Here is a 16,583-nt window from a genome sequence, read left to right as displayed (position 1 = left end):
AGGGCTGCCTCTACATGGAGAAGAACATGCTGATTGAAGTCACCGTCCCGCAACTGCCCGAGTCCGTATCCGAAGCCACGCTGATGAGCTGGCACAAGAAGGTTGGCCAAGCCGTCAGCCGCGACGAGAACCTGATCGATCTGGAAACCGACAAAGTGGTGCTGGAACTGCCGGCGCCGCAGGCAGGCGTGATCGTTGAAATCATCGTGGAAGACGGCGCCACCGTGGTGTCCGGCCAACTGATCGCCAAGATCGACACCGCCGCCAAGGCCGGCGATGTGGCTCCGGCCGCCGCGGCCGCGCCGGCTGCTGCTCCGGCACCCGCCGCCGCCCCGGCAGGCGCCGCCGCCATGCCGTCCGCCGCCAAACTGGCCGCGGAAACCGGCGTGGACCTGTCCAAGGTGGCCGGCTCCGGCCGCGACGGCCGCGTGTTGAAGGAAGACGTGCAGGCCGCCAAGCAAGCCGCTCCGGCCCAGGCCGGCCCGGTGCTGGCTCCGGCCGCCGCCGGTGCCGCGCTGTCCGCCACCCCGGCCGCGGTCAACGTCGCCGCCATCCTGTCCGATCGTCCGGAACAGAGCGTGCCGATGTCCCGTCTGCGTCAGCGCGTGGCTGAACGCCTGATCCTGTCGCAGCAGACCAACGCCATCCTCACGACCTTCAATGAAGTGAACATGAAGCCGGTGATGGACCTGCGCGCCAAGTACAAGGACCGCTTCGAGAAGGAGCACGGCATCAAGCTGGGCTTCATGGGCTTCTTCGTCAAGGCCGTGGTCGCCGCGCTGAAGAAATACCCGATCGTCAACGCCTCGGTGGACGGCAACAACATCATCTATCACGGCTACTTCGACATCGGCGTGGCCGTGGGCAGCCCGCGCGGCCTGGTGGTGCCGGTGATCCGCAATGCCGACCAACTGAGCCTGGCCGACATCGAGAAGCAGATCGCCGACTTCGGCAAGCGCGCCCAGGAAGGCAAGCTGACCGTGGAAGAACTGACCGGCGGCACCTACACCATCTCCAACGGCGGCACCTTCGGTTCGATGATGTCCACCCCCATCATCAACCCGCCGCAGTCCGCGATTCTGGGCATGCACGCCACCAAGGAGCGCGCCGTGGTTGAGAACGGTCAAGTGGTGGTACGTCCGATGATGTATCTTGCCCAATCCTACGACCACCGCATCATCGACGGCCGCGAAGCCGTGCTGAGCCTGGTGGCGATCAAGGACGCGATTGAAGATCCGGCCCGCCTGATCCTCGACTTGTAATCACCCGCGGCCGGGGGCGCGCTCCCGGCCTGTCTTGCGATGAATGGAGCTTGAATGCAGTTGCCCGACTGGTTTTACGGAATTGCCGCCATCCTGGCCGGCGTGGCCATAGGCTGGCTGACCTGGAAAAAACGCCAAAACGGCGTGCGCGAAGACCTGTACAGCTTGATCGGCAAAAGCATTCTCTGTCTGTTCATGATCGCATTCGGCATTCTGCTGCTGAAGGTCGGCAAGTAGACCAGGCAGCCGGCGGGCCGCGCGCCCGCCACCGACAAAGGAAAACAAGATGAGCCAATCGTTTGATGTAGTGGTGATCGGCGGCGGCCCCGGCGGTTACGTAGCCGCCATCCGCGCCGCCCAGCTGGGTTTCAACACCGCCTGCGTGGATGCGTTCAAAAACCCGGAAGGCAAGGCGTCGCTGGGCGGCACCTGCCTGAACGTCGGTTGCATTCCGTCCAAGGCGCTGCTGCAGTCGTCGGAAAACTTCCACGCGGTGCAGCATGATTTCGCCAAGCACGGCATCAGCGTCTCCGGCGCCAAGATGGACGTGGCGCAGATGATTTCGCGCAAGACCGACATCATCACCAAGAACGCCGCGGGCATCAGCTTCCTGTTCAAGAAGAACAAGGTCGCCAACATTCACGGCCTGGCCAGCTTCAAGGGCCGTCAAGGCGATAAGTGGGTGATCGAGGTCAGCGACGGCGGCAAGGTGGTGGACACCCTGGAAGCCGGCCATGTGATCGTGGCCACTGGTTCCAGCCCGCGCGCGCTGCCGGGCCTGGCCACCGACAACAAGCTGGTGTTGGACAACGAGGGCGCGCTGGCGCTGACGGATGTGCCGAAGCGCCTGGGCGTGATCGGCGCCGGCGTGATCGGCCTGGAAATGGGCTCCGTCTGGAAGCGTTTGGGCGCCGAAGTGACCATCCTGGAAGCGATGCCGACCTTCCTCGCCGCCGCGGACCAGCAGATCGCCAAAGAAGCTTTCAAGACCCTGACCAAGGACACCGGCCTGGACATCAAGCTGGGCGTCAAAATCGGCGAAGTGAAGGCCGGCAAGAAGAGCGTCACCGTCAACTACGAACTGAACGGCGAAGCAGTCAAGGCCGAGTTCGACAAGCTGATTGTCTCCATTGGCCGCGTGCCCAACACTCAGGGCCTGGGCGCCGACGCGGTGGGCCTGCAACTGGACGAGCGCGGCTTCGTGGCGGTGGACGACCATTGCCACACCAATCTGCCTAATGTATGGGCGATCGGCGACGTGGTGCGCGGCCCGATGCTGGCGCACAAGGCCTCGGAAGAGGGCGTGGCCGTGGCCGAGCGCATCGCCGGCCAGAAGCCGCACGTGGATTTCGGCGTGATTCCGTGGGTGATCTACACTTCTCCGGAGATCGCCTGGGTTGGCAAGACCGAGGAGCAACTGAAGGCCGAGGGCGTAGAGTACAAGAAGGGCACTTCCGGTTTCGGCGCCAACGGCCGCGCGCTGGGCCTGGGCCAAGCGCAAGGCACGGTCAAGATCCTGGCCTGCGCCAAGACCGACCGCATCCTGGGCCTGCACATGATAGGCCCGATGGTGTCCGAGCTGGTCAGCGAAGGCGTGGTGTCGATGGAGTTCAAGGCCGCCAGCGAAGACCTGGCGCGCATTGTCCACGCTCACCCGTCCTTGTCCGAAGTGATACACGAAGCCGCTCTGGCCGCCGACAAGCGCGCCTTGCACGGCTAAGCGTTCGCCGGGTCGTGTACAATCGCGCACGGCTCGGCAAAACGGCTCCCTTGGGGGCCGGTTGACGGAGTATGCGGCGACGCCGGTCAGCCTGGGGGGTGACGGCGCGCGCCAGATACATTAAAGGTTTACAAGCGACTCAAAGAAATAGGGGCGTCGGTTTCAGCCCGCCATCCATTTCTCCGAAAGGAAACCATAGATGAACCTGCACGAATACCAAGCGAAAGAGCTGCTGGCCAAATACGGCCTGCCGGTGCAACAGGGCATTCTGGCCGCTACGCCGGAAGAAGCCGCTGCCGCTTACGATAAACTGGGCGGCAAATTCGCCGTCGTCAAGGCTCAGGTGCATGCCGGCGGCCGCGGCAAGGCCGGTGGCGTGAAAGTGGTGAAAAGCCGCGAAGAAGCCGCCGAAGTGGCCAAGGGCCTGATCGGCAAGAGCCTGGTGACCTACCAGACCGACGCCGCCGGCCAGCCGGTGAACAGCGTGCTGGTGTGCGAAGACATGTACCCGGTGCAGCGCGAACTCTACCTGGGCGCCGTGGTTGACCGCGGCAGCCAGCGCGTGGTGTTCATGGTGTCCACCGAAGGCGGCGTGGAAATCGAGAAAGTAGCCGAGGAAACCCCGGAAAAGATCATCAAGATCGAGATCGATCCCTTGGTGGGCATGCAGCCGTTCCAGGCTCGCGACGCCGCTTTCGCGCTGGAACTGAAGGGCGAGCAAGTTGCCGCCTTCACCAAGCTGATGCTGGGCGCCTACAAGGCCTTCGTCGAAAACGACTTCGCCCTGTTCGAAGTGAACCCGCTGGCACTGCGTGAAAACGGCCAGCTGGCCTGCGTGGACGGCAAGATCAACCTGGACTCCAACGCGCTGTACCGCCACCCGGAACTGCTGGCGCAACGCGACAAGAGCCAGGAAAACGAACGCGAAGTGAAAGCTTCCGAGTTTGACCTGAACTACGTGGCGCTGGAAGGCAATATCGGCTGCATGGTGAACGGCGCCGGCCTGGCGATGGCCACCATGGACATCATCAAGCTGAAGGGTGGCCAACCGGCCAACTTCCTGGACGTGGGCGGCGGCGCCACCAAAGAGCGCGTGATCGAAGCCTTCAAGCTGATCCTGGCCGACACCTCGGTGCAGGGCGTGCTGATCAATATCTTCGGCGGTATCGTGCGTTGCGACATGATCGCCGAAGCCATCATCGCCGCGGTGAAGGAAGTGAACGTGACCGTGCCGGTCGTGGTGCGTCTGGAAGGCAACAACGCCGAGCTGGGCGCCAAGATCCTGGACGACTCCGGTCTGAAACTGACTTCCGCCCAGGGTCTGAACGACGCTGCCGAGAAGATCGTCGCCGCCGTCAAGGCCGCTGCCTGAGACCCGCACTGAGCTGAGGAATACAAAATGAGCGTATTGGTAAACAAAGACACCAAAGTGCTGGTGCAAGGCTTCACCGGCAAGAACGGCACTTTCCACGCCGAGCAGGCGTTGAAAGTGGGCACCAAGGTCGTAGGCGGCGTAACCCCGGGCAAAGGCGGTTCCGAGCATCTGGGCCTGCCGGTGTTCAACACCATGAAGGACGCCGTGCGTCAGACCCAGGCAGACGCCTCGGTGATCTACGTGCCCGCGGCCTTCGCCAAGGATTCCATCCTGGAAGCCATCGACAGCGGCGTGAAGCTGATCGTCTGCATCACCGAAGGCGTGCCCACCCTGGACATGCTGTACGTGAAGAAAGCCGTGGACGAAGCCGGCATCCGCCTGATCGGCCCGAACTGCCCCGGCATCATCACCCCGGGCGAGTGCAAGATCGGCATCATGCCGTGGCACATTCACAACCCGGGCCGCATCGGCATCGTGTCCCGTTCCGGCACTCTGACCTATGAAGCCGTGGCGCAAACCACCGCGCTGGGTCTGGGCCAGTCCACCTGCATCGGCATCGGCGGCGACCCGATCCCGGGCACCAGCCACATCGACGCGCTGAAACTGTTCCAGGATGATCCGGACACCGACGCCATCGTGATGATCGGCGAAATCGGCGGTTCCGCCGAGGAAGAAGCGGCCGAGTTCGCCAAGTCCTACGTGACCAAGCCGGTGGTCGGCTACATCGCCGGCGTGACGGCTCCCAAGGGCAAGCGCATGGGCCATGCGGGCGCCATCATCTCCGGCGGCAAGGGCACGGCGGAAGAGAAGTTCAAGGCCTTCGAGAAGGCCGGCATCGCCTACACCCGCAGCCCGGCGGAAATCGGCAAGACGATGTTTGAACTGCTGAAAAGCAAGGGCATGATCTAAGAAGCGGTTCACGATCTGCCGCGCTTCAGCGATACGGTGTTGAAAGCGACTGCGAAATGCTCATGTACCAGGTGTACATTCCGCTTTCTTGGGCGCTTTCGCCTTGTCTCGCTCTAGCTCGCGAGATCGTGGATGGATTCTAAGGCCGCATGCAAAACACCCCTGGCTCGCCAGGGGTGTTTTTTTATGCGTCGCCGTTCAGGCGTAGCGCGCGCAGACGCGGTCGAACGGCGGCCGGTAGCGCGGATCGACGTAAGGCGTCAGCAGATAGAGCAGGCTGCGACAGCCGTCTTTTACCATGCGCTCCAGCTCGCTGGGCGTGGCGGAGTGCTTGAGCGTGGTTACCCAGCCAGTCTGCACCATCTGAAAGTGCTGGACCAGATGAGCCAGTTGCTTGTCGTCGCCCAGCAGCACGCCCTGTTCGCGCAGGCGGGCGAACAATTGGGCCAGCTTGCCGGCCAACTGGCCACGGGACAACTGCTGGTGATTTTCCGCCAGTTCCGGGTGCAGGTAGTACAGGCTGGGCATGCTTTTGGGCAGGAAGCGGAAGCTCCAAATGTGCCGCAGCGTTTTTTCCATCGCTCCCACCATCGCCTCGATCGAGTTGCTGTGCCGGAGCGCGGCCGACAGCTGCTCCGCCATGCCTTTGACGTAGCGCTGGTATAGCTCGCTGATGATCTCTTCCTTATTGCGGAAGTGATAGTACAACTTGCCGGTGCTGATATTCATCCGCTCGGCGATATGATTGGTGGTAATGACGCGCTCGCCCTCCTGGTTGAACAGCTGCAGGCTGGCGTCAATGATGTTTTGAAAGGTTTGCGACCGTTCGCCGCTTTTACTCATTTTGGCCCCTTTCTGTCTAATAACCGGGCGCAGCCCATTGCCGTGGCCGCGTCCAGGCGCAAGTATCGCTCAAATTGAGGTGAAATTGTCGTGGTTAGGGCAAATTGTCGACATTTTGTGACGCAAGCGTGGGCAGGGTAGGGTTTACAGGCCTTGCGAGTATTTGAAATGCATGATTGATGTAGTTGTTTGATTTAAAACATGCGCAAATATTTAAAGACATTGTTATTTTTAACAATGCATGACATCTCGTATGACGGATAATAACGCTTTTATCAGCAACGGCTTATCATGCGCTCCATCCGTCACAAGCTCACGCTGCTGACAGCGGTGTCCATTCTGGTCGCCACGCTCAGCATCACCATCACCGCCTGCCTGAATATCCGCTCCCACGCTTATCAAGAAGCTGAGCGGGAGATCAACCAGGTCGCCCAGCTACAGGGCGGCTTCGTGTCCGAATGGCTGTCGGTTCGCAAGAATCTGATCAGCGCCAGCCTCAGCCACGCCGACGACGCGCAGGTCAGCTACTATCTGCAGCAGTTGGCCAAGGGCGGCGGCTTCAACGTGATATACGCCGGCAACGGCGCGACCGGCGACATGAAATACTCGGTGCCGGGTCGTCCCAAGCCCAGCGCCGACTACCAGCCGGCGCAACGTCCGTGGTTCCAGCAATCCAAGGCTCAGGACGGCCTGATCGTCACCGACCCGTACAAGGACTCCGAACCGGAAACCAAGGACAAACTGGTGATCACCATCGCCGACAAGGTCAAGGGCCAGGACATCGTGGTGGGCGGCGATATTCTGATCGACAAGCTGGTCAAGTCGGTGCTGGACATCAAGCTGGCCGGCAAAGGCCATGCCTTTCTGCTGACCAAACAGGGCAAGATCATCGCCTACCCCAAGCCGGGCAATGAACTCAAGCCCATCGGCAGCGTGATTCCGGCGCTGGACGACGCCGCTTTCGCCAGCCTGCTGCAAAGCGATCAAGCCAAGAGCGTGGATATAGACGGCGGCGCTTATATGGTGGCCTTGCGACCAATCGCCGGCTCCGACTGGGTGATGGGCGTGGCCGCGGATGAAGAGGTGATCTCTTCCCAGGTCAACGGCATCATCTGGCTGATCGCCGGGGCCGTCGCCATCGTGTTGGTTGTGATGCTGACCTTCAGCTCCGCTTATCTGGGCCGCTTGCTCAAAGGCCTGTTCCAGGTCCGCGACGCGATGCGCGAAATCTCGCAAGGCGAAGGCGACCTGACCCGCCGCATCGAAGTGGCTGGCGAGGATGAAGTGGCGCAGACCGCGCAAGCCTTCAACCAGTTTGTGCAACGCCTGAACGGCATGTTCCGCGAACTGCGCGACGAAGCCGGGCAACTGACCCAAGGCGTGATCGAAGTCAGCGGCGCGGTGAAACGCCTGGCCGATGATTCTCACGTGCTGGCGGACATTTCCAGCTCCAACGCGGCGGCGATCGAAGAAGTGACGGTGAGCATCTCCCACATCGCCGACGCCACCCGCGAAACCGATAGCCTGGCGCGCAATACCGGCGAACATTCGCGCGAGAGCGCCAACGATATGCAGCGCATCAGCAGCGAGATGTCGCGCACCAGCGAATCGGTGGGCGAACTGTCCAGCCTGCTGGCCTCGCTGGAACAGCGCTCGCAGGAGATCTCCAAGATCACCAATGTAATCCGCGACATTGCCGATCAGACCAATCTGTTGGCCTTGAACGCGGCGATCGAGGCGGCGCGCGCCGGCGAGCAGGGCCGCGGTTTTGCCGTGGTGGCCGACGAAGTGCGCAAGCTGGCCGAGCGCACGGGGCAGGCAACGGTGGAGATCAGTCAGATGGTGGAAAACATCCTGGGCGAAACCGGCAAGGCGGTGCAGAACATGAATACCACTGTCGGCGCGGTGGACGCCAGCGTCGATCTGACCGGCCAGGCGCGCGCGCGGTTGACCGCGATTGGCGACGCGATGCAGCAAGTGATAGACAAGATCGGCGATGTGGCCCTGTCCACCAGCGAGCAGCACAACGCCACCACCGCGATGGCGCAGAGCACCGAGTCGATCAACAACCAGATCATCGACTCCGACGCCGCGCTGCAATCGGCAATGCAGACGCTGAGCGCCTTGAACGATCTGGCGCGCGGGATGCAGAGTACCTTCAATCGCTTCAGGCTGTAAGAACCTGTTCACGATCCGCTACGCGTCGTGAAACGTGGCTCGGTGAATGCAACTTCGAAATGCTCATGTACCGTGTGTGCACTCCGCTTTCTCTGCTGTGTTCGCCTTGTCTCGCTCTTGCTCGCGAGACTTTGAAAAGGTTCTAAGTCAGGAATTGTTCGCGTCAGGAAACTCTCGGGCTTCCGCGTGGTCAGTCACACAGCGCCGACTCCGTTCAGGGGCCGGCGTTTTATTATGCTATTGATAGTGAACGGCGATTGAAGGATTTCGGATGAAAAGACTGATGATGATGTCGACGCTGCTGTTGACCGCCTGCGGCATCTTTCCGACACAGGAAGGCTATGCGCAGAAGGCGTATTACTGGCAGGGGCGTGATGTGAATCAATTGTTGGCGGAGTGGGGCGCACCGCAGAAAACCCTGAAGATGCCGAACGGCAATATGCTCTACACCTACAGCAAGGAATTTACCCAGCGTGAGCCGCTGCGTGAAAACCGCGTGTACGAACCGGGCGCCAAGGTGACTTACAACGAGAACGGTCAGACCAAGACCATAGAAACACCGGGACGGTGGGTCAACACCGGCATGATAGGCGGTGGTTCCACCCATTACAGCTGCACCACCAATTTCGTGGTCAATCCCAAGAGCCAACTGGTGGAAACCGTTAGCTTCGACGGCAATAACTGCGTGGCGGTGCCGCGGCAGTAAGAATCTGGTCAAAGCCCGCTGCGCTTCGTGAAGCGTTGCGCGGTGAGCACGAGCTCAAAATGCTCATGTACCACTTGACCATTCCGCTTTTTCGCTCGTTTTCGCCTTGTCACGCTCTTGCTCGCGCGACTTTGAACAGGTTCTAAGCACTAGCCCCGCCGGCAGGCGGGGCTGCGGGTATTGGGAGCAAGCTCACGATCTCGCGAGCTTGCGCAGCGGATCGTGGATAGGTTCTTACTGACCGGGCAGCTTCCACTCGCCCTTGCTGCGGAAGGGCACTCGGCCCATGCCGTTCAAGTCTTCCAGCGTGCCATTCAGTTGGTATTCCAGCTTGCCGCCGTTGCCGGCCTCCATTGCCTTGCCTATCTGCTTCAGCCAGCCGGCCAGCGAGGTGTGCAATTGCAGCGTGACCACGCCTTCGCCCAGCGCAGGTACGGCGATGGCCTGATTGCTGACTCCCGTGGCCAGCTTCTCTCCCGCCACGTTCAGTTCCAGGGTCATGCCCTTGGCGTTCAAGGCCAGATTGTTGGGGTTGCTGACCCGCAGGCTGACTTCGAAGCTTTGTTCGAACAGCGTGGCCTTGCCGGGTTTGACGTCGGCGATGCTGACTTGGGGTTTCTGGTAGTTCAAGGCCGCGCAGCCGCTTAGCAGCAGGGCGAACAGGGCGACGCTCAGATATCGTTTCATATTCGGTGTTCCTTGGGTTGACCGGCGTTATTCCAAACCGCCCAGCACATCGCGGGTTACCGCCAGCCAGGCGCGGGCCGCATGCGACAAGTATCCGTTCTTTTGCCAGATCAGCGCCAGGTGCCAGACCAGCTTGGGCTCGGCCAGCGGGATCACATCGTAGGCCGAGCGGTCCAGCCGTTCCACGATGGAGCGCGGGAGCAGGGTGACGCCCATGTGGGCCGACACCAGTTCGACGATGAAGTCCCAATGCGCGCTGCGCCCCACCACATGCAGCGGGCGGCCCAGCTCGCGAAAGGCGTCGCTGACCCGGCGCGCCAGCGTGAAGTCCTGCGGGTAGAGCACAAAGGGCTGATTGGCGATCTGCTCCAGCCGCACCACGCTCTGCCCACGCCACTCCGAGCCGGCCGGCGCCACGAGGCATAGCGGATCGCGCACCACGGCGAATTGATCGAAAGCCTGGTTGTCCACCGGCAGCACCGCCACGCCGATTTCCAGTTCGCCGCTGCGCACGCTGCTCTCGATCGCCAGCGCGCCGTCTTCCACCATTTTCAGTTCGATCTGCGGATAGCGTTGGCGGAAGCTGCTGACCACCGGAGCGAAGAAGGCCACGCCCACCATGGGGGGCAGGCCGACCACCAGCTCGCCGCGTTTGAGCGCAGACAGGTCGGACAGCTCGGTTTTCAACTGGTTCATCGCCGATAGGACGTCCAGGCCGCGCTCATAAGTGGCACGGCCGGCGTCGGTGAGTCGGAAGCTGCGGCCCTCGCGCAGGATCAGCGGGCAGCCCAATTCCTCCTCCAACTGGCGCACCATCTTGCTGATGGTGGGCTGAGTCACATAGAGGGCTTCGGCCGCCTTGGTGAAGCTTTGGCGTTTGACCACCTCGATGAAATAGCGCAGCGCGCGGATGTCCATATGTGCTTGTCCGGATCATGCATTCCAGATTGGAATGCGTGAAATAATTTTAATTCATTTTTTGAATGTATGGCGGCGCTCTATACTCGAATCACTCCCTGTGTTGTGTAGTGGCTCAATCATGGCAAACCCGAATCTTTCCGCATTCAAGCAAGTGGCGCTGACCATCGGTCAGGTGGCCTTGCTGAGCGTGGTGTGGATTGCGGCCAGCCAGTTGAGCAGCCATTTCCTGCCAGCGGTGCCTGCCGGCGTGCTAGGGATGTTCCTGGTGCTGGCGGCGCTCTGGCTGGGCTGGTTGCCACTGGCCTGGTGCCGCAGCGGCGCCCGCTGGTTGTTGGCTGAAATGTTGTTGTTCTTCATCCCCGCCGTCGTGGCGGTGATCCAGTACCCGGACGTGATCATGGCCGCCGGGCTGCGGATTGTGGCGGTCATCGTGTTGTCCACCTTGTTGGTGATGGCGGCGACCTCCTGGGTGGTGGATAAATGTTATCGCTTGGAAGTGGCCCTGCGCTGGCATGGCCGCCAGAAACAGGTGAAGACGCATGGAGCATGAGATTGCACTGGCCAGTTTGCTGATTACCGTTGTTTTGTACGGACTGGTCAAAAAGTTTTATCTGAAAAAGCGCAGCTGGTGGAGCGCCCCGATTCTGGCGGTGCCGCTGTTGGTGATTGCGCTGGTGGTCTTGGCCAAGGTGCCGTACCGGGTGTATTTCGAAGACACCCGTTGGCTGACCTGGATGCTGGGGCCGGCCACGGTGGCTTTCGCGGTGCCGATCTACGAGCATCGGGCGATGATACGCCGGCACTGGTTGTCGCTGAGCTGCGGCGTGCTGGTGGGCATGCCGGTGGCGGTGTTCAGCTCGATCTGGCTGGCGCGACTGCTGGGCTTGTCCGACTTGTTGCAGCGCAGCCTGGCTCCGCGATCGATCAGCACTCCGTTCGCTTTGGCCACGGCCTCCGGCATTGGCGCTTCGCCGGACCTGACGGCGGTGTTCGTGGTGATGACCGGGGTGTGCGGCATGTTGTTGGGCGAAGTGATGCTGGCTTGGATGCCGCTGCGTTCCAGTCTGGCGCGCGGAGCCTTGTTCGGCGCCGCCGCCCACGCGGCCGGCACCGCCAAGGCCAGCGAGCTGGGCGCGGAAGAAGGCGTGGTGGCCAGCCTGACCATGATGCTGGGCGGTTTGGCGACGGTGTTCGCCGCGCCGCTGATAGGTTTGTTGTTGTAGTTTGTGTGTGTACTTGTTGTGACCCGCATTCCCGTGGGGTGGCGTGCGGTGGTTTCTCCTCATCTCCCCAAACGAGCGTTGTTAGGGCCGACCCAATGGGTTGGCCCATTTTTTTTGCCCATCAGCCGCCTGGGGCGTGAAAAAACCCGGCCGGAGCCGGGCTTGGATGCCTGCCGCGGGTTCAACCCATTTGCTGCGGCGTGATCATGATCTCCACGCGGCGGTTTTTGGCTTTGCCGCTTTCGCTGGCGTTGCTGGCCACCGGTTGGGTCGCGCCGTAGCCCATGGTGCGCACCCGCACCGAGTTGACGCCCTGACCCTGCAGGTATTCGGTCACCGACTGAGCGCGTTTCTCCGACAGCGTCTGGTTGTAGGCGGCGGCGCCGGTGCTGTCGGTGTGGCCGGCCACGGTGATCGAGGTGTCGGGGAATTGCACCAGCACGCCGGCGATATCGCCCAGCGGCTTTTGCACCCTGGCGTTCAACTGATAGCCGTTGGTGGGGAAGGTGATGTTGTCGGGCAGGGAGAGTTTTAGCTGGTCGCCAATGCGCTCGACCGCGATCTGGCTGTTCTTCAGCTTTTCGCGCAGTTGTTTTTCCTGGTAATCCATATAGCCGCCGATGCCGGCGCCGATCGCGCCGCAGGCCAGCGCCGAATTGCGGGCGCCTTTGCCGCCATGGGTCAGCGCGCCCACCAGGCCGCAGGCCGCCGCGCCGCCCAGGCCGTAGAGCGCGGTCTTGCTGATTTCGGTCTGGCCGGTTTGAGGGTTGGTGGTGCAGGCGGACAGGGCCAGCGCGGCTAGAGTCGCGGCGGCGGTGGCGGGCTTGAACAAACGGGTCATTGCTTCTCCACGGAATGGGGGTGAGGGTGCGGGTCCTGACCGAAGGGCGTGTGACAGACACAAGGTTCGCCTTCGGACGCTTCCACCAGGGTTTGCAGAATGCCGCATTCTGCCACGGTGTGATGGTCGTGGCAGCGGTCGCGCAGCGCCAGCAGCTGTTGTTCCAGCAGACGCAAGCTTTCCACTTGCTGATGGACCTTGCTGACCTGACGGTCTATCAGTTGGTTGATGTCGTCGCAGGCCAGCGAGGAGTCGGCCTTGAAGGCGGCCAGCTGGCGGATGTCGGCCAGCGACATGCCCAAGGAACGGCAGTGCAGGATGAAATTCAGTTCGCCCAATTGCTCGGCGTTGTAGCGGCGATAGCCGGAGGCGCTGCGCAGCGGCGCGGACAGCAGGCCTTCACGCTCGTAATAACGTATGGTTTCCACTTCGCAGCCAGTCTGGCGCGCCAGCTCTCCAATCAGCATCTCAGTCCTCCCGCAAGACGCCCGGCAATGGGGCGATGGCGGCGATTTTCCGCCGGATGATGGAATTTTAGCAAAAAAGCTTGACCTTGTAGCGACTATAGGGTTTGCAATGAGGCTATATCAATCCGACCAAGGGAGGCCTCCATGTTCCAAGCAGCGCAAAAACAGCGACGCCGGCGTGCGCCGCATGCCGGCCATGCTTCTTGCCGGGGCGGAGAGGGCAAGCCAGATCCGCGCCAGGCGGACGATTGCTGCGGCCACAAATTAGAGGCGGCGATGCCGGCGCGTGATCATGACCACGAGCATGGCCACAGCCACGATCATGCCGGCAAGTCCTGCTCAGGCCATGATCACGGCGCGGAAGCGCCGCGCGCGGTGGCGCTGGGAGAGGGCGGCCGGCAGCAAGCGCGCTTGCATATCCAGGCGATGGACTGCCCGACCGAGGCCAAGCTGATTGAAAAGGCTTTGGGCGGCATGGCCGGGGTGGCCGCGCTGGAGTTCAACTTTATCGAGCGGGTGCTGCTGGTGCGTCACGACCTGCCCAATCTGGAGGGCGTTAAACAAGCCATCGCCAAGGTGGGCATGAAGGCGGTGGAGCTGAATGACGCCTCGGCGCTGGTGGAGCAGCCCAAGGCTTCGCGTCGGGGCAATTGGCTGCTGGCGCTATCCGGCCTGGCGGCGGCGGGTTCGGAAGGCGTGGCCTGGCTCAGCGGAGCGGACCAGGGCTGGGGCAGCGCGGCGCTGGCCTTGGCCTCCATCTTGCTGGGCGGCATGCCCACGCTGAAAAAGGGCTGGATCGCGCTGTCCACCCGCACGCTCAACATCCATTTCCTGATGTCGGTGGCGGTGATAGGCGCGATGCTGATCGGCCAATGGCCGGAGGCGGCGATGGTGTTGTTCCTGTTCGCCATCGCCGAGCGGCTGGAGGCGATGTCGCTGGCGCGCGCCGGCGAAGCGGTCAAAGCCTTGATGTCGCTGGCGCCGGAAACCGCCTGGGTGCAGAGCGGCGGCGAATGGGTGGAGCGCCCGGCCGCCGACGTGGCGCCGGGCAGCCGAGTGCGGGTGCGTCCGGGCGAGCGAGTGCCGCTGGACGGCCGCATCGAACAAGGCCACAGCGCGTTCAACGAAGCGCCTATCACCGGCGAGAGCCTGCCCGTGGACAAGTCTCCGGGCGAAGCGGTCTTCGCCGGCAGCATCAACGGCAGCGGCGTGGTGGAAGTGCTGACCATGGCGGGGGCCAACGGCAGCGTGTTGGCGCGCATCATCGACACTGTGCGCAATGCTCAGGCCAGCAAGGCGCCGACGCAGCGTTTCATCGACCGCTTCGCCGAGGTTTATACCCCGGTGGTGTTGGCGGCCGCGCTGCTGTTTGCCGTGGCTACCCCTATGCTGGGGTGGCTGAGCTGGAACGAGGCGGTCTACAACGCGCTGGTGATGCTGGTGATCGCCTGCCCGTGCGCGCTGGTGATCGCCACGCCGGTGACCGTGGTCAGCGCCTTGGCGTCAGCCGCCAAGCACGGCCTGCTGATCAAGGGCGGCGCGCCGCTGGAAATGGCGGCCAGGATAGACGCGGTGTGTTTCGACAAGACCGGCACCCTGACCGAGGGCGAGCCGCAAGTGACGGGCGTGGTGACGCTGGCCGAGGCGGATCAGGACCAGTTGTTGCGTTGGGCAGCGGCTCTGGACGCGCATTCCACTCATCCGCTGGCCAAGGCGGTGCTGGCGGCGGCGAACGCGCGAGGCCTATCCTGGCCGGAGGCGGAACAGGTCAGCGAGCAGGCCGGGCGCGGCGTCAGCGGCTTGGCGGACGGCCGGAAGCTGGCTTTGGGCAGCAGCAGGCTGGCGCGGGAGCAGGGGGCGTTGAGCGATGCCTTGCAGGCCGAGCTGTCGCGCTTGGAATTGGCGGGACAGGGCGCCTTGGTGTTGCTGGAGGGCGAGCGGGCGCTAGGCGTGATCGCGGTGGCGGACCGGATTCGTCCGGAAGCGCCGGCGGCTCTGCGTCAATTGGCCAAGTTGGGCGTGGCGACGGTGATGTTGAGCGGCGACAACCAGCAGGTGGCGCAGGCGGTGGCGGCGCAGACCGGCATCGTAGAAGCCCACGGCGGTTTGTTGCCGGAAGACAAGCTGGAGCGCATTGTCCGTTTGCAAGCCTCCGGCAAGATGGTGGCGATGGTGGGCGACGGCGTCAACGACGCGCCGGCGCTGGCCCGGGCCGACCTGGGCATCGCCATGGGGGCGGCCGGTTCCGACAGCGCGCTGGAAACCGCCGGCGTGGCCTTGATGGACGACAAGCTGGCCAAGCTGGCTGATTTGCTCAGCCACGCCCGGCGCACTTCGCGGGTGCTGAAAGCGAACATCGCGGTGGCCTTGTTGACCAAGCTGGTGTTCTTCGTATTGGCGATGCTGGGTATGGCCAGCTTGTGGATGGCGGTGTTCGCCGATGTGGGCACCAGCCTGGTGGTGATCGCCAACGGTCTGCGGCTGGCGCGCGGCGTGCGCAAGGCGGAGTGAGGGAGATTGCGTGGGATGCCGCCTGAATCTGGAACGTGTTTACGATCTGGCGAGCTAGGGCGAGACAAGGGCTTGCCGCCGAAGAAGCGGAATGTACATGCGGTATATGAGCACTTTGAAGCGGGTTTCGACGCCCTTGCCTGACGATCCCGCCGCAGCGTAGCAGAGCGTAAACAGGCTCTCAGGCGTAGGTATCGATGTTGGACCCCAGCCCCGGGCCTTGTTGCTCGGGGCTGTTGATTTTCTGCCGCGCTTGAAGCGGGCTCAAACCCTGCTTGCCGGCTTGCTGCTGCATCAGTTCAATGCGCGCCTGCTGTTCCATCTGCGCGGCGGCGGCGGCCACCGCGCGGTCCTGGCCGGAGGGGTCGGCCGGCGCCAGCGCGGCGCGCTGCACGGTCTGGGCATTGCTTATGGTTTCTTGCGGGGTGCTGCCCCGCGCCAGGCGGATGCCGACTTCGCCGCCTATCGCATATTGCTTGCCGTCCGGGCCTTGCTGATAGCTATAGGTGGCGCCGCCGCCGGCCAGCGCGCCGCCGGCCGCCAGGTGGGCTTGTTCGTGCTGGCGCACATCGCTGTCGCGGGCCTTCAGCGCTTCCACTTGTTTTTGCTGCTGCTCGTCCAGCGGCTTGCCGTCGATGCCGCGCGCGGCGTTGGGTTTGGCTTGATCCGGTTGATCTGGAGCGGCATCGGCGTTGCCGGCGCGGTTTCCGGATGCGGCTATCCCCACCGGCGCCGCGGCGCTTGCCAGGTTTTGCTGGCAAGCCGGGCACTGGCAGTTGGGGCCGTGGCTGGTCTGTAATGCGTAGCCGCCATAACCGCCGTAGCTGGATATTCCGGAAAGGCTCATGAATTCACGGTTTTAGCTTGATATTTCTCAGTTTAGCCGCTATGGGCCGGCTTTGCCCAAATCAAAAGTCTTACCAAGCAGCATGGGCAAAAA

At 62.7% G+C, this 16,583-nt stretch carries 16 protein-coding genes; 10 read left to right on the top strand and 6 right to left on the bottom strand.

All coding sequences use genetic code 11. From position 1 onward, the window contains the following. The first annotated feature begins 26 nt into the window (after window positions 1-26). The 5 genes from odhB to sucD all read left to right on the top strand — a co-directional run bounded on the left by odhB (window position 27) and on the right by sucD (window position 5,266). The gene (odhB, locus tag DXT74_RS21330; protein WP_043632325.1) at window positions 27-1,262 is read left to right on the top strand and encodes a 2-oxoglutarate dehydrogenase complex dihydrolipoyllysine-residue succinyltransferase; all 1,236 of its coding nucleotides are present in this window, start codon (window positions 27-29) and stop codon (window positions 1,260-1,262) included. A 54-nt stretch (window positions 1,263-1,316) separates the two neighbouring features. Continuing rightward, entirely contained in the window at window positions 1,317-1,499 is a 183-nt protein-coding gene (locus DXT74_RS21325; RefSeq protein WP_019103256.1) for a hypothetical protein, read from the top strand. 49 nt (window positions 1,500-1,548) lie between these two features. Continuing rightward, window positions 1,549-2,982 carry a dihydrolipoyl dehydrogenase gene (gene lpdA, locus DXT74_RS21320; RefSeq protein WP_081554349.1) on the top strand — a complete coding sequence of 478 codons (1,434 nt, stop codon included), beginning with the start codon at window positions 1,549-1,551 and terminating at the stop codon, window positions 2,980-2,982. Between the two features lie 199 nt (window positions 2,983-3,181). Further along, a complete protein-coding gene (sucC, locus tag DXT74_RS21315; protein WP_194426958.1) occupies window positions 3,182-4,354 on the top strand; it encodes an ADP-forming succinate--CoA ligase subunit beta in 1,173 nt (390 codons plus the stop codon). A 27-nt stretch (window positions 4,355-4,381) separates the two neighbouring features. Next, window positions 4,382-5,266: a succinate--CoA ligase subunit alpha gene (sucD, locus tag DXT74_RS21310; RefSeq protein ID WP_043592732.1), complete on the top strand. Its 885-nt coding sequence runs from the start codon at window positions 4,382-4,384 to the stop codon at window positions 5,264-5,266. A gap of 198 nt (window positions 5,267-5,464) precedes the next feature. Here sucD and DXT74_RS21305 read toward each other — a convergent pair whose 3' ends face one another. Beyond that, the gene (locus DXT74_RS21305; RefSeq protein ID WP_019100709.1) at window positions 5,465-6,109 is read right to left on the bottom strand and encodes a TetR/AcrR family transcriptional regulator; all 645 of its coding nucleotides are present in this window, start codon (window positions 6,107-6,109) and stop codon (window positions 5,465-5,467) included. 291 nt (window positions 6,110-6,400) lie between these two features. Between DXT74_RS21305 and DXT74_RS21300 the strand changes: the two genes are divergently transcribed. Beyond that, the gene (locus DXT74_RS21300) at window positions 6,401-8,287 is read left to right on the top strand and encodes a methyl-accepting chemotaxis protein (RefSeq protein WP_081554347.1); all 1,887 of its coding nucleotides are present in this window, start codon (window positions 6,401-6,403) and stop codon (window positions 8,285-8,287) included. Between the two features lie 271 nt (window positions 8,288-8,558). Beyond that, the gene (locus DXT74_RS21295) at window positions 8,559-8,993 is read left to right on the top strand and encodes a hypothetical protein (RefSeq protein WP_081554346.1); all 435 of its coding nucleotides are present in this window, start codon (window positions 8,559-8,561) and stop codon (window positions 8,991-8,993) included. Window positions 8,994-9,227: 234 nt separating this feature from the next. Here DXT74_RS21295 and DXT74_RS21290 read toward each other — a convergent pair whose 3' ends face one another. Then, window positions 9,228-9,680, bottom strand: a complete 453-nt coding sequence (locus DXT74_RS21290; RefSeq protein WP_019103416.1) for an LEA type 2 family protein — start codon at window positions 9,678-9,680, stop codon at window positions 9,228-9,230. 27 nt (window positions 9,681-9,707) lie between these two features. Then, window positions 9,708-10,598 (bottom strand): LysR family transcriptional regulator, encoded by an 891-nt coding sequence (locus tag DXT74_RS21285; RefSeq protein WP_081554345.1) that lies wholly within the window; start codon window positions 10,596-10,598, stop codon window positions 9,708-9,710. 121 nt (window positions 10,599-10,719) lie between these two features. On the opposite strand from DXT74_RS21285, the gene DXT74_RS21280 reads away from it, so the two are divergent. Both DXT74_RS21280 and DXT74_RS21275 read left to right on the top strand, forming a co-directional pair. After that, window positions 10,720-11,151, top strand: a complete 432-nt coding sequence (locus DXT74_RS21280; RefSeq protein WP_019103418.1) for a CidA/LrgA family protein — start codon at window positions 10,720-10,722, stop codon at window positions 11,149-11,151. After that, window positions 11,141-11,824, top strand: a complete 684-nt coding sequence (locus DXT74_RS21275) for an LrgB family protein (RefSeq protein WP_052370280.1) — start codon at window positions 11,141-11,143, stop codon at window positions 11,822-11,824. The genes DXT74_RS21280 and DXT74_RS21275 overlap by 11 nt, the downstream gene beginning before the upstream one ends. Window positions 11,825-12,005: 181 nt before the next feature. Here the strand turns inward: DXT74_RS21275 and DXT74_RS21270 are convergent, their stop codons facing one another. Together DXT74_RS21270 and DXT74_RS21265 are read right to left on the bottom strand one after the other, a co-directional pair. Next, window positions 12,006-12,665, bottom strand: coding sequence for an OmpA family protein (locus DXT74_RS21270; RefSeq protein WP_114152214.1), 660 nt, complete (start codon window positions 12,663-12,665; stop codon window positions 12,006-12,008). After that, entirely contained in the window at window positions 12,662-13,132 is a 471-nt protein-coding gene (locus DXT74_RS21265) for a Cd(II)/Pb(II)-responsive transcriptional regulator (protein ID WP_019103421.1), read from the bottom strand. Before DXT74_RS21265 ends, DXT74_RS21270 begins: the two co-directional genes overlap by 4 nt. Before the next feature lie 144 nt (window positions 13,133-13,276). Here DXT74_RS21265 and DXT74_RS21260 point away from each other — a divergent pair, with 144 nt between their 5' ends. Beyond that, complete coding sequence (locus DXT74_RS21260) at window positions 13,277-15,643, top strand: heavy metal translocating P-type ATPase (RefSeq protein ID WP_231138237.1); 2,367 nt, start codon at window positions 13,277-13,279, stop codon at window positions 15,641-15,643. Window positions 15,644-15,824: 181 nt separating this feature from the next. Here DXT74_RS21260 and DXT74_RS21255 read toward each other — a convergent pair whose 3' ends face one another. Beyond that, entirely contained in the window at window positions 15,825-16,490 is a 666-nt protein-coding gene (locus tag DXT74_RS21255) for a putative metalloprotease CJM1_0395 family protein (RefSeq protein WP_194426957.1), read from the bottom strand. Window positions 16,491-16,583 lie beyond the last annotated feature (93 nt).

Source organism: Chromobacterium sp. Rain0013 (assembly GCF_015291765.1).
Taxonomy (GTDB): Bacteria; Pseudomonadota; Gammaproteobacteria; order Burkholderiales; family Chromobacteriaceae; genus Chromobacterium; species Chromobacterium haemolyticum.
Note: the sequence above shows the minus strand (reverse complement) of the source record. Positions and strands in the feature narration are given on the sequence as shown.

What these genes read in the sequence shown, in the direction of transcription:
- odhB (WP_043632325.1), top strand. Translation starts at nt 27, where the DNA reads ATGCTGATTGAAGTCACCGTCCCGCAACTGCCCGAGTCCGTATCCGAA.
- DXT74_RS21325 (WP_019103256.1), top strand. Translation starts at nt 1,317, where the DNA reads ATGCAGTTGCCCGACTGGTTTTACGGAATTGCCGCCATCCTGGCCGGC.
- lpdA (WP_081554349.1), top strand. Translation starts at nt 1,549, where the DNA reads ATGAGCCAATCGTTTGATGTAGTGGTGATCGGCGGCGGCCCCGGCGGT.
- sucC (WP_194426958.1), top strand. Translation starts at nt 3,182, where the DNA reads ATGAACCTGCACGAATACCAAGCGAAAGAGCTGCTGGCCAAATACGGC.
- sucD (WP_043592732.1), top strand. Translation starts at nt 4,382, where the DNA reads ATGAGCGTATTGGTAAACAAAGACACCAAAGTGCTGGTGCAAGGCTTC.
- DXT74_RS21305 (WP_019100709.1), bottom strand. Translation starts at nt 6,109, where the DNA reads ATGAGTAAAAGCGGCGAACGGTCGCAAACCTTTCAAAACATCATTGAC.
- DXT74_RS21300 (WP_081554347.1), top strand. Translation starts at nt 6,401, where the DNA reads ATGCGCTCCATCCGTCACAAGCTCACGCTGCTGACAGCGGTGTCCATT.
- DXT74_RS21295 (WP_081554346.1), top strand. Translation starts at nt 8,559, where the DNA reads ATGAAAAGACTGATGATGATGTCGACGCTGCTGTTGACCGCCTGCGGC.
- DXT74_RS21290 (WP_019103416.1), bottom strand. Translation starts at nt 9,680, where the DNA reads ATGAAACGATATCTGAGCGTCGCCCTGTTCGCCCTGCTGCTAAGCGGC.
- DXT74_RS21285 (WP_081554345.1), bottom strand. Translation starts at nt 10,598, where the DNA reads ATGGACATCCGCGCGCTGCGCTATTTCATCGAGGTGGTCAAACGCCAA.
- DXT74_RS21280 (WP_019103418.1), top strand. Translation starts at nt 10,720, where the DNA reads ATGGCAAACCCGAATCTTTCCGCATTCAAGCAAGTGGCGCTGACCATC.
- DXT74_RS21275 (WP_052370280.1), top strand. Translation starts at nt 11,141, where the DNA reads ATGGAGCATGAGATTGCACTGGCCAGTTTGCTGATTACCGTTGTTTTG.
- DXT74_RS21270 (WP_114152214.1), bottom strand. Translation starts at nt 12,665, where the DNA reads ATGACCCGTTTGTTCAAGCCCGCCACCGCCGCCGCGACTCTAGCCGCG.
- DXT74_RS21265 (WP_019103421.1), bottom strand. Translation starts at nt 13,132, where the DNA reads ATGCTGATTGGAGAGCTGGCGCGCCAGACTGGCTGCGAAGTGGAAACC.
- DXT74_RS21260 (WP_231138237.1), top strand. Translation starts at nt 13,277, where the DNA reads ATGTTCCAAGCAGCGCAAAAACAGCGACGCCGGCGTGCGCCGCATGCC.
- DXT74_RS21255 (WP_194426957.1), bottom strand. Translation starts at nt 16,490, where the DNA reads ATGAGCCTTTCCGGAATATCCAGCTACGGCGGTTATGGCGGCTACGCA.